Source organism: Marinobacterium weihaiense (genome assembly GCF_019061305.1).
GTDB lineage: Bacteria > Pseudomonadota > Gammaproteobacteria > Pseudomonadales > Balneatricaceae > Marinobacterium > Marinobacterium weihaiense.
Genome location: NZ_JAHQZT010000003.1, coordinates 203,480 through 215,178, shown reverse-complemented (window position 1 = coordinate 215,178; position 11,699 = coordinate 203,480). Strand labels below are relative to the sequence as shown.

The following is an 11,699-nucleotide window of genomic DNA, read 5'->3' as shown; positions in this document are numbered from 1 at the left end:
GTTGGTTAAAAGAGGCGGACGTGCGCATTTTATGAGCCCTAGCACAGAGAAAATGCAGTCTTAATGGCGCTGGAGGGACTTGTTCATACGTTCCCTATCATGTCGGTGCTGCAGGTTCCTTGATTTGCTTGAAGGCAGGGTGTTTGTGTGTGACATGGAATACGCTTTGGCTACACAGCCTGATCAAGCCGGTTTAACGGCTCTGGTGAAATGCTCACTGCTTGCAGCCGGAACACGCCCCTGATGATCCACAACGTCCTTAAAGCGCGTATGGCATGCCATGATCCGTTTCATATCCACCCGGGCCATGCGGGCACTGAACTGTGCTACCGCTTGTTGGCGGCGACCGTTCATACCTGAAAGCTCTGCATGAAGGTTGCCGTTCGCTCCTTGTGTGAGTTTGCCGCTCGGATCGGCAGTCTGGAACACCGCTACACGCCGGCGCCCAGTGCCGATGAGGGTATCAGAGGGCATCAGGCGCTGCAGTCACGCCGCCCGGCACATTATCAGGCAGAGTACCTGCTGCAGGGAACGTGTCAGGGCATCGCGCTGCGTGGCCAGGCCGATGGCTATCTGCCCGACGCCACCACGCCGATACTAGAAGAAATCAAAACCCATCGGGGTGACCTGGCCCGCATCGGGGCCGGGCAGCACCGGTTACACCTGGCTCAGCTCAAGGTATACGGCGCCCTGCTCTGTCAGCGAGACAGCCTCAGCCGCGTGCGGCTACGCCTAGTGTATTACGATATTGCCCGGGACAAGGAAACAGCGCAAGAAAACACCTGGGAGGAAGCCGAATTAGGAGTGTTCCTGGCCGACCTGTGTCACCGTTATCAGGACTGGTATCAACGGGAGTACACGCACCGCAAGCGGCGAGACAACGCGCTGATGACGCTGGCGTTTCCCTTTCCGGCATTCCGCCCGCATCAGCGGCTTTTGAGTGAAACTGTTTACAAAAGCACCTGCACAGACCACAGCCTGCTGCTGGAAGCCCCTACCGGTATCGGCAAGACCCTGGGCGTGACATATCCGGCTTTGATGGCCATGCCCAGGCGCCAGCTGGACCGCCTGTTCATCCTCACCGCACGCACTACCGGGCGCCAGTTGGTACTGGATGGTCTACGCATGTTGATGCCAAACGGCGCCCCGGCACTGCTGCGGGTGCTGGAGTTGACGGCTCGGGACAAGGCCTGCGAGCACCCGGATCGCGCCTGCCACGGGGATTCCTGCCCGCTGGCGAGCGGGTTCTTTGATCGTCTGCCTGCAGCACGCCAGGCGGCAGCCGAATCCGGCTGGCTGGATCATGCGCGTCTGCGTATGCTGGCCAAGAAACATGACATCTGTCCCTATTATCTGGCACAGGAAATGGCACGCTGGTCCGATGTAGTGGTCGCGGACGTCAACCACTACTTTGACCAGCAGGCCCTGCTGTATGGCCTGACCCGGCAGAACGACTGGCAAGTCGCGGTGCTGATTGACGAAGCCCACAACCTCGTCGAGCGGGCGCGCGGCATGTACTCCGCACGGCTGCATCAGGCCCATTTTCGACGCGTGGCACGCACCGCCCCCAGGGTCTTGAACAACACTTTCAAGGCCGTCCAGCGGGCCTGGCGCAGCCTGATCAACGGCCATACCGACACGTCGCCTGCTGCCGGCAACACCGATAGCCTGCAGCACTTGGGTAAAGTGCCGACCGAGCTCAACCATGCCCTGCAGCGCCTGATCGGCGACCTGACCGAGTACATGACCGAGCACCCGATCATCCCCGAGCTGCAGACCCTACTGTTCGATACCCTGGGGTTCTTGAAACTGGCCGAATCGTTCGGCGATCACTCGCTCTGCACTCTGGAGATCCGCCAAATCCGTGGTCGAGGACAGCGCCCGCGAGTCCAGGCTCAGCTATCGATTCGCAACCTGATCCCGGCGGACTTTCTGGCCGAGCGTTTTGCGCGCGCGCGCGCCTGCACGCTATTCTCGGCCACGCTGAATCCGGCCGGGTATTATCAGGATCTGCTGGGCTTGCCCAACCGAACCGCGTGGCAGCCGATCCCTGCACCTTTTGCACCAACCCAGCTGACCCTGAAGGTGGTCGGCATCAGCACCCGCTTGAACCAGCGCCAGCACTCCCTCGGCCCCATTGTGCAGCGCATCGTGCAGCAGTACCGGGCCCGTGCCGGCAATTACCTGGTGTATCTATCCAGCTTTGCCTATCTTGAGCGGCTGCATCAGGCCTTTGTGCAGCACAGCCCCGATATCCCGGTGGTCACTCAGACGGCCGGCATGAGTGAGCCGGCACGGCTTGCATTCATTGAACGCTTTCGCCATCAGCGTGGCCTGGTCGGATTTGCCGTGCTTGGCGGTGCCTTTTCCGAAGGCATCGACCTGCCCGGAGACGCATTGATAGGCGTGTTCATCGCCACCCTGGGGTTGCCGCCCTGTGACGACTTTCATCAGCAGCTGGCCCGGCGACTCCAGGCACGTTTTGGACAAGGGGAAAACTATACCTATCTGTATCCGGGCATCCGCAAGGTGATCCAGGCCGCCGGCCGCCTGATTCGCACGCCGGAGGATACCGGGGTGGTGGAGCTGCTGGATGACCGCTTCGAGCAGCCGCACATCCGGGCACTGCTGCCCCGCTGGTGGCCCGACACCGACGGCCACTGATAACATCGGATCAGCCTGCGCCCCGGAAGGGTTTCTTGGTATGATAATACGCTTGAAATACGATTGAAGGGCAGGAACAGACATGGCGACCGCGGCGGCACTGCATATTCTGGTCAAGACCAGGCAAGAAGCGCTGGATATCCTTGAACAACTGAACAAGGGCAAGCCGTTCGCAGCACTGGCCAAGCGCCACTCCATCTGCCCGTCCGGCAAGCGCGGCGGTGATCTGGGCGAATTTCGCCGGGGCGACATGGTCAAGGCGTTTGACGATGTCGTATTCAAACGCCCGCTGCTTAAGGTGCATGGCCCCGTGAAAACCCGCTTCGGTTATCACCTGATCAAAACCCTGTACCGCAACGGCTGACCGGCTCCGGCATCCACGCCCTGGTCGCCTGCATCGGGGCACCGGCGGCGATACCCCGGACGTCTCGTTACTGCAGCAGGCCTGCCAGCAGCTCGCGCACTTCAGCCTCACCGGTATTCGGGTGCAGCGTCAGGCAGCGATAGCCGTCGCCGGAGAAGGAACGATCCAGCTCCACGATCACATGTACGGCATCCGGACGGCAGATGAACGACAGCTCCACTTCCTTGATGCGGTTCCAGCCCAGGCCGAAACCGCCGGGCGCGTACTCCAGCTCCTGATAAATGCCGCTGGTCGAACGGAAACCATCGCCACTCAAAAAGCCCTTTTCCACATCCGCTTTGACCGCGCGGTACCCTGCCTTCTGCATCCCCCGCATGAAAGCGGCCACGACCGGCGCGGGGTGCACCAGCAGATAGTCCTTGTCGCGCGGATCCAGCGCAAAGTCGATGTCCAGACTGGTGTCGAGCCAGACTTTGCTCTCGTTGCGGCCTTCGGCAATGGCGGTGACCGGCGTTTCCGGATGCAGCTCGATGGCAAAGGGGATGTCATGCGTCTCACCGGGCACGAGGGTGAACTGCTCGTCAATGGCAAACAGAGCAAGTGCATGAGGGCCACGCACGGTGCCGTCATCGACTTCCTGCTTGGCTTCGGTCATCAGCTTCAGCTCGACACGGTCGACCCGCTGCTCAACCTCGCCTCCCCGAATCCGAATGGTGCCACTGACGCGGCCACCCTGGGTCACTTCCACGTTGTCCGGCAGGGTATCGACGGTCGCCGCCCCGATGCCGATTCTCGCCATCATGTCTTTAAGCATTGCATTCTCCTTGACTGATATACAGAGTGAGGCCACAGCGAGTGTGCCCGGCCATGACGGACCGTGCCCAATCCCTGAGCAAGGGATATTGTGCATACTTTTGGCGGCCAAGGCACGGCGGTTATGCCCGCGCGTGCATAAATGACACCACCTGCTCCAAGTTATCCACACCCAGCGCCAACATCACCAGACGATCAACTCCCAGGGCCACACCGGCACAGTTGGGCATGCCGGCCGCAAGCGCCTGCACCAGGCGTCCGTCCAGCGGGCGCTGCGGTAGCCCCAGCAGGGCGCGCTGACGCTGATCCGCCTGCAGCCGTCGTGCCTGTTCATCGGCATCGGTCAGCTCGTGATAACCATTGGCCAACTCGACGCCATCGACAAAGAGCTCAAAGCGCGCCGCCACCACCCGCCCCTGCGCGTCCACACGGGTCTGTGCCAACGCCGCCATGGAGGCCGGGTAGCTGTGGATAAATACGGCGCCCTTAAGCCGGGGCTCCAGTACATGCGACATCAGCAGGTTGAGCCAGGTGTCGCGATCATCATCCTCGAAAGGCGCATCCACATGCGCCCGGCACACCCGCTGCAGCGTTTCCAGCGACGCCGCGTGCGGATCGAGCCCCAGCTCTTGCTCGAACAGCTCGGCATAGCTGAGGCGGCGTACTGACAGCGAAGGCACGATCCGGGTCACCAGCGCCGCCACTTCGTCCATCAATCGCTGGTCATCAAACCCGAGACGGTACCACTCCAGCATGGTGAACTCGGGGTTGTGGCGCCGCCCGGACTCACCATTGCGAAACACCTTGGCCATCTGATAGATGTCGCCACTGCCGGCGGCCAGCAGGCGCTTCATGGCATATTCGGGCGAAGTCTGCAGATAAAGGCGCTCATCCTCGATCCCTGGCTGGAAGCCGAAGCTCACTTCGAGGCTGTCGATAAAGGGATCACTGACCGCGCACTTGGATAGCACCGGGGTTTCCACCTCCAGTACACTGCGCTCGGCGAAGAAGTGTCGAATCTGCGCCAGCACGCCGGCACGGGCGCGCAGATGGTTGATCGGGGCGCTGGGGCGCCAGGGTTCGTTTGGCATGTGGCTCAATGGGGGATCTCGAAGGCAACTGCCCCGTGCAGGTCCGCCACGCGAGCGCTGCGAACACCGTGGCCCTCCTGCATCCGCAGGCATAACGTAGATTCTGTACATGAAAATGGCAGCCGAAGCTGCCATTTCATCGTTCGCGGATGAAGCGAGTGAAACTTACGGCCTATCCACAAGGTTCACTCGACATCAGACAAACATCCATCAGTTCGCGCGGCTGACGTACTCACCGGTGCGAGTATCGATACGCAGCACTTCACCCTGCTCGATGAACAGCGGTACACGCACCACAGCACCAGTACTGAGGGTCGCAGGCTTGGAGCCACCCTGGGCGGTATCACCTTTCAGACCCGGATCGGTCTCAACCACTTCCAGCTCGACAAAATTCGGCGGCGTCACGCTGATCGGGTTGTCATTCCACAGGGTGACAACCACCTTGTCCTGTTCCTTCAACCACTTGGCACCATCACCCACGGCATTCTGGTCCGCGGCGACCTGATCGAAGGTTTTCGGGTCCATGAAATGCCACATTTCGCCATCGTTGTAGAGGTACTCCATATCCGTATCCATCACGTCCGCGCTTTCAGCGGTCTCGTTGGACTTGAAGGTACGCTCCCAGATACGACCGGTCATCAGGTTGCGCAGACGCACGCGAGTAAATGCCTGGCCCTTGCCCGGCTTGACGAATTCCACGTCGACCATGCTGCACGGGTCGCCGTCGATCATCACTTTCATGCCGTTCTTGAACTGGTTGCTGGAGTAGTTAGCCATAGAGGAAGGATTCCATGATCTGAATTTCGAAGGCAGGCCCCATCCGGCGGACGGCTGGCCCGTAAATTGACAGCCATTCTACTGCAAAGGAGAATGCAGGCAAATCCATCCGCACAACCCCTTGAGCGACCTGTCCCGATGAACCTGCTACACCCCTCTGTGGCCGACTGGCAGAGCGAACTGCGTCACGCCATCACCGATCCGGCCCAGCTGCTGGCCGCACTGGAGCTGCCCGCCGAGCTGCTGCCCGGCGCTCAGGCAGCCGACCGCTTGTTCGGGCTGATGGTACCGCGCCCCTACCTGAACCGGATACGCAAGGGCGACCCGAACGATCCGCTGCTGCGCCAGATTTTGCCGCTGCAGCAGGAGTTGCTGGACGTGCCCGGCTTTGGCGCTGACCCGCTGGGCGAGGCCAATGCCAACCCGAGCCCGGGACTGATCCACAAGTATACCGACCGGGTGCTGCTGGTGCTGTCCGGAGCCTGTGCCATCAACTGCCGCTACTGCTTCCGACGTCACTTTCCATATGGTAACAACCAGCTCGGCGGTGCGGCCTGGCAAGCAGCGCTGAACTATATCCATGCACATGAGCAGGTCCACGAGGTCATCTTCTCCGGCGGCGACCCTCTGGCCACCCCCGACCGGCGTCTGGCGCGCATGATCGCAGACCTGGAAGGCATTCCACACCTGCAGCGGCTGCGCATCCACTCGCGCCTGCCGCTGGTGATCCCACAGCGGGTCACAGCGGAGCTGGTGCACATGCTGGCCGAAAGCCGCCTGGATGCCACCCTGGTATTGCACATCAACCACCCGCAGGAAATGGATGACAGGGTACGCACCCACTTGCAGCCGCTGCGCCGGGCCGGCGTCACCCTGCTGAACCAGGCGGTACTGCTGAAAGGGGTCAATGACAGCCTGGCTGTACAAAAAACACTCAGCGAATCCCTGTTCAGCGACGGCATCCTGCCCTATTATCTGTTTGTACTGGATGCGGTGGCCGGCGCGGCCCATTTTGATATCAGCGACGACGACGCACGTCGCCTGGTAGGCGAGCTGCAAACGGTATTGCCCGGATATTTGGTGCCCAGGCTGGCACGCGAGATTCCTGGCAAACCGTCCAAAACCTTGCTCTTGCCCATTGCACCCGAGCCTTGACGCCGGAACTGTCTCGCGGGTCAGCCTGCATTCAGATTCGCGTCTGCACCCTAGCCGCCCGCCCGTTGGGTAATGTCAGTTGTAATGAAGGATTTGGATATCCATGTTGAATCAAGGTCAGAGCACAGGTCGTTTTTCCCCCATCCGCTTCGGCAGTCTCCTCGCCATCAGCGTACTGCTGACCGCGTGTGCCCAAAAACAGCCGGAATCGGTTGCCGTCAAACCCGAACCCAAACCCGAACCCAAGCCGGTGCTACTGATCAGTGATCATCATACTCGCGGCAGTAGCGATGCCAGCATCAGCTTTACCAACGGCACCGACCAGACCCTGCAGTACGTGATGTTCAAGACATCCGCCTTTACCCGTGCCGGCAAGCCAGTCAACGCCCGCAAAAGCGGTCGTCGCAACGCCTGGCTACGCGTCGCCGGTCCCTTTGCACCGGGCGAAGAAATCGGCGGCAAGGTCTGGCAAAAGGTCTGGCGACACCCCAACCTGGGCTGCTTCCGCATTGAAGGTGCCGAGCTGATCTTTGCCGACCAGAGTGTCGAGTACCACGGCACCGACCGCTTCGCCATGCTCAACCAGAGCGCCACCCGTAACGCCGCCTGCGGCGGTCAGGGCGTACGCACTGCAGCGCAGTAAGCCGTCAGCTGTCCTTGCGCGGCGGAGTCAGGGGGAAGGCCGCCACATTGCCCCTGGCTTCGCTGATGCGAGCCACGCCTTCGTTTTTTACCTCATCAATGCGGATAATGGCCTGCATGGGCACATAGCAGGTGTTCACGTCGGCAAACTCCTGCCGCAGCTTTTCTTCACCCGGGTCTACCAGCAGCTCGGAACGGTTGCCAAAGACGAAATCCTCCAGCTGGATAAAGCCCCAGAGGTCACTCTGGTAGACATGACGCACATACACTTCATACACCTTGTCCTGATTGACGAAATTGACCCTGTACAAACGCGGTTCACTGGCCATGGCCGGCGATTCTCCCTTGTCATGCTTTATCGCCAATATGGGGACGAGCGTGACAAAAACAAGACTGGATAATTTTTAACCAGTTTATGGCCTAACCGTCTGCCCTTGGGTATAATTTGCGCCCTCTTCGAGACCCGCTCTCTTTTTATTTCCACAGGTTTTACAGGTGATTCATGGCGAAAAAGCTGTTTATCAAGACACATGGCTGTCAGATGAACGAGTACGACTCCTCCCGCATGGCGGACCTGCTTGGCGAAAGCCACGCACTGGAGTTGACGGACAACCCCGATGAGGCGGATGTCCTGCTGCTGAACACCTGCTCGATCCGCGAGAAAGCGCAGGAGAAGGTGTTCCATCAGCTGGGCCGCTGGCGCAAGCTGAAGGAACAGAAGCCGGAGCTGATGATCGGCGTCGGCGGCTGTGTCGCCTCCCAGGAAGGCGAAGCCATCCGTGATCGCGCGCCCTACGTGGACATGATCTTCGGCCCGCAGACCCTGCACCGTCTGCCGGAAATGATCAGCGAAAGCCGCAACGGCGGTGTCGGCATTGTCGATGTCAGTTTCCCTGAGATCGAAAAGTTTGACCACCTGCCCGCCCCCAAGGTGGAGGGCGCAGAAGCGTTCGTCTCCGTAATGGAAGGCTGCAGCAAGTACTGCACTTTCTGCGTGGTGCCCTACACCCGTGGCGAAGAAGTCAGCCGCCCGCTGGACGATGTCCTGGCTGAGTGTGTTGAGCTGGCCGAACAGGGCGTGCGTGAGGTCAACCTGCTGGGCCAGAATGTCAACGCCTACCGTGGCGAAACCCATGATGGCGATACCGCCGACCTGGCCGAACTGATCCGCTGCGTCGCCGCAATCGACGGCATCGACCGCATCCGCTTCACCACCTCGCACCCGGTGGAGTTCAGCGACAGCCTGATCGACGTCTACGCCGAGGTGCCCGAACTGGTCAGCCACCTGCACCTGCCGGTACAGAGTGGTTCCGATCGCATTCTGATGGCGATGAAGCGCGGTCACACGGCACTGGAGTACAAGTCCAAGCTGCGCCGCATCAAGAAGCTGCGCCCGGACATCAGTTTCTCGTCCGACTTCATCATCGGCTTCCCCAATGAAACCGATGCCGACTTCGAAGCCACTATGGACCTGATTGCCGAGATTGGTTTCGACGCCTCGTTCAGCTTCATCTACAGCCGCCGCCCGGGCACACCGGCCGCCGATCTGCCGGACAACGTGGATGACGAAACCAAGAAGCAGCGTCTGAAGATCCTCCAGGACCGCATCACCGCACAGGCATTCCAGATCAGTCGGCGCATGGTCGGCAGCACCCAGCGCATTCTAGTCAACGGTTACTCCAAGAAAGACCCGGGGCAGCTGTCCGGCCGCACCGAAAACAACCGTGTGGTCAACTTCCGCTGCGACAATCCGGACCTGATCGGCCACTTTGCCGACGTGCGTATCGAACAAGCCTATGCCAACTCACTGCTCGGCGAACTGATCAGTTCCGAGCTGGACGCCTGATTACAGGAGAGCGACTTGAGCCCTAACCAGTCCACCACACTGATTCTGGAACCGAACAACCCGGCCGCACTGCTCAGCCTGTGCGGCCAGTTCGACGCCCACCTGAAACTGCTGGAAGAGCGCACCGGCGTCGAGATCAGCAATCGCGGCAACCGCTTCCAGCTGCTGGGAGCACCGGCCGCCACCCGCGCCATGGGCACCCTGCTGGAGCAGCTGTACCAGCAGGCACTGGCCGGGGAAGAGCTGACCCCGGAAAGCTTGCACCTGCAATTGCAGGACAGTGGTATCGAGCAGCCGCCCAAGCGCAGTGACAAGGCACAGAGTGCGGAAGACAAGCGCTACTCAATCCGTACCCGCAAGGTGCTGATCAAACCGCGCCCGGGCAAGCAACAGGATTACGTGCATCAGATCCGCACCCACGACATCAACTTCGGCATCGGTCCGGCCGGCACCGGCAAGACCTACCTGGCGGTCGCCTGCGCCGTGGAAGCGCTGGAGCGCGAAGAAGTCAGCCGCATCCTGCTGGTGCGCCCGGCGGTAGAAGCAGGCGAAAAACTCGGTTTCCTGCCCGGTGACCTGAGCCAGAAGGTTGACCCTTATTTGCGCCCGCTGTACGACGCCCTGTACGAGATGCTTGGCTTCGAGAAAGTCGCCAAGCTGATCGAGCGCAACGTCATTGAAGTGGCCCCTCTGGCCTACATGCGCGGCCGCACCCTAAACGGATCCTTCGTGATTCTGGATGAAAGCCAGAACACCACGCGGGAGCAGATGAAGATGTTTCTGACACGTATCGGCTTTGGTTCCACCGCCGTGATCACCGGCGATCAGACGCAGATCGACCTGCCCAAAGGCACACGTTCGGGGCTGCTGCATGCAATTGAGGTGCTGGACGGTGTCAAGGAGATCGGTTTCACCCACTTTGGTTCCAAGGATGTGGTGCGACACCCGTTGGTCCAGCATATCGTTGAAGCCTATGAACGCCATGAAGCGGCTCAGCCAGCAGAGGACGGGCGATGAGCATTGCCGTTGATGTGCAGTACGCCGCTGACGCCCCCGGGCTGCCCAGCGAGGCCGATTTCACCCACTGGATTGAAACCGTTCTGACCGACCGCAAGGTCGAGGGCGAGGTCTGCATCCGCATTGTCGAAGCCGATGAAAGCCAGGCCCTGAACGCGGAGTATCGCGGTAAGGACAAGCCGACCAACGTGCTGTCCTTCCCGTTCGAGGTGCCGCCGGGGGTTCCCGTCACCCTGCTGGGCGATCTGGTGATCTGCGCCGACGTGGTCACGCAGGAAGCGGATGAGCAGGCGAAAGCCTCGCTGCATCACTGGGCCCACATGGTGATGCATGGAACCTTGCATCTGCTCGGATTCGATCATATAAATGACGACGAAGCCGAAGAGATGGAAGCGCTGGAGCGCGCGCTTCTGGCTCGACTGGATATCGACGACCCCTACCGGACGACTGACTGAACAGCGTCCATGACGTCATTTAGAGGACCCCTATGAGCGAAGACCGATCGGGTGGCACGTCAAAGAGCTGGCTGGGTAAACTGACCCAAGCCTTTTCCGACGAACCCCGCAGTCTTGAGGATGTACGCGAGATTCTGTTGCAGTCTAACGAATCCGGCATTCTGGATAACGACGCCCACAGCATTATCGAGGGTGCCATGCAGGTCACGGAGATGCAGGTGCGGGACGTAATGATCCCGCGCTCGCAGATGACCATGGTGCAGGTCAACCAGACGCCCCGCGAGTTTCTGCCTGTCATCATTTCCAGTGCCCACTCGCGCTTTCCCGTCTGCGGCGAAAACCCGGACGAGGTCCTCGGCATCCTCCTCGCCAAGGATCTGCTGCCCTACATGCTGGAAGGCACCCTTGACCAGTTCGATATTCGCCAGTGTCTGCGCAAGGCCACCTTTATTCCCGAGAGCAAGCGCCTGAACGTGCTGCTCAACGAATTTCGCGGCACCCGTAACCACATGGCCATCGTGGTGGACGAATACGGCGGCATTGCCGGCCTGATCACCATCGAAGACGTGCTGGAACAGATCGTCGGCGAGATCGAGGACGAACATGACGCCGATGACAACGACGGCAACATCAAGCCGTTTGATGACACCGGCTACCTGGTCAAGGCGCTGACCCCGATCGAGGACTTCAACGCCTATTTTGACGTCGGCTTTTCCGATGACGAGTTCGATACCATCGGGGGGATCGTCACCCAACATTTCGGTCACCTGCCGGCCAAGGATGAGCAGATCGAGATCGACGGTTTCAGCTTCAAGGTACTGGCCGCCGACAACCGTCGCCTGCGCCTGCTGCAGGTGACCCGCCACTGAGGTAAG

Annotated in this window: 12 protein-coding genes; 8 read left to right on the top strand and 4 right to left on the bottom strand. The window is 60.4% G+C overall.

Annotated features, from left to right (window positions below; translation table 11 throughout):
• Positions 1-369 precede the first annotated feature (369 nt).
• Positions 370-2,664, top strand: coding sequence for an ATP-dependent DNA helicase (locus tag KTN04_RS03845; RefSeq protein ID WP_217333899.1), 2,295 nt, complete (start codon positions 370-372; stop codon positions 2,662-2,664).
• Between the two features lie 82 nt (positions 2,665-2,746).
• Positions 2,747-3,028: a peptidylprolyl isomerase PpiC gene (gene ppiC / locus KTN04_RS03840; protein ID WP_217333898.1), complete on the top strand. Its 282-nt coding sequence runs from the start codon at positions 2,747-2,749 to the stop codon at positions 3,026-3,028.
• A 67-nt stretch (positions 3,029-3,095) separates the two neighbouring features.
• On the opposite strand, the gene KTN04_RS03835 is transcribed toward ppiC, so the two are convergent.
• The 3 genes from KTN04_RS03835 to efp form a co-directional block, all read right to left on the bottom strand.
• Positions 3,096-3,842 carry a sporulation protein gene (locus tag KTN04_RS03835; RefSeq protein WP_217333897.1) on the bottom strand — a complete coding sequence of 249 codons (747 nt, stop codon included), beginning with the start codon at positions 3,840-3,842 and terminating at the stop codon, positions 3,096-3,098.
• 121 nt (positions 3,843-3,963) lie between these two features.
• Positions 3,964-4,932, bottom strand: a complete 969-nt coding sequence (epmA, locus tag KTN04_RS03830) for an EF-P lysine aminoacylase EpmA (protein ID WP_217333896.1) — start codon at positions 4,930-4,932, stop codon at positions 3,964-3,966.
• 210 nt (positions 4,933-5,142) lie between these two features.
• A complete protein-coding gene (efp, locus tag KTN04_RS03825) occupies positions 5,143-5,709 on the bottom strand; it encodes an elongation factor P (RefSeq protein ID WP_217333895.1) in 567 nt (188 codons plus the stop codon).
• A gap of 138 nt (positions 5,710-5,847) precedes the next feature.
• Between efp and epmB the strand changes: the two genes are divergently transcribed.
• Together epmB and KTN04_RS03815 are read left to right on the top strand one after the other, a co-directional pair.
• Complete coding sequence (epmB, locus tag KTN04_RS03820) at positions 5,848-6,864, top strand: EF-P beta-lysylation protein EpmB (protein ID WP_254262348.1); 1,017 nt, start codon at positions 5,848-5,850, stop codon at positions 6,862-6,864.
• Between the two features lie 103 nt (positions 6,865-6,967).
• Positions 6,968-7,507 (top strand): hypothetical protein, encoded by a 540-nt coding sequence (locus KTN04_RS03815; RefSeq protein WP_217333893.1) that lies wholly within the window; start codon positions 6,968-6,970, stop codon positions 7,505-7,507.
• A gap of 4 nt (positions 7,508-7,511) precedes the next feature.
• On the opposite strand, the gene KTN04_RS03810 is transcribed toward KTN04_RS03815, so the two are convergent.
• Positions 7,512-7,835, bottom strand: coding sequence for a DUF1820 family protein (locus KTN04_RS03810; protein WP_217333892.1), 324 nt, complete (start codon positions 7,833-7,835; stop codon positions 7,512-7,514).
• 173 nt (positions 7,836-8,008) lie between these two features.
• On the opposite strand from KTN04_RS03810, the gene miaB reads away from it, so the two are divergent.
• The 4 genes from miaB to KTN04_RS03790 are packed head-to-tail and all read left to right on the top strand — an operon-like array spanning position 8,009 to position 11,693.
• Positions 8,009-9,352, top strand: coding sequence for a tRNA (N6-isopentenyl adenosine(37)-C2)-methylthiotransferase MiaB (gene miaB / locus KTN04_RS03805; protein WP_217333891.1), 1,344 nt, complete (start codon positions 8,009-8,011; stop codon positions 9,350-9,352).
• A gap of 15 nt (positions 9,353-9,367) precedes the next feature.
• A complete protein-coding gene (locus KTN04_RS03800; RefSeq protein ID WP_217333890.1) occupies positions 9,368-10,369 on the top strand; it encodes a PhoH family protein in 1,002 nt (333 codons plus the stop codon).
• Positions 10,366-10,824, top strand: a complete 459-nt coding sequence (gene ybeY / locus KTN04_RS03795) for an rRNA maturation RNase YbeY (RefSeq protein ID WP_217333889.1) — start codon at positions 10,366-10,368, stop codon at positions 10,822-10,824. Before KTN04_RS03800 ends, ybeY begins: the two co-directional genes overlap by 4 nt.
• A gap of 32 nt (positions 10,825-10,856) precedes the next feature.
• Positions 10,857-11,693 carry an HlyC/CorC family transporter gene (locus KTN04_RS03790; protein ID WP_217333888.1) on the top strand — a complete coding sequence of 279 codons (837 nt, stop codon included), beginning with the start codon at positions 10,857-10,859 and terminating at the stop codon, positions 11,691-11,693.
• The last annotated feature ends 6 nt before the right edge of the window (positions 11,694-11,699 follow it).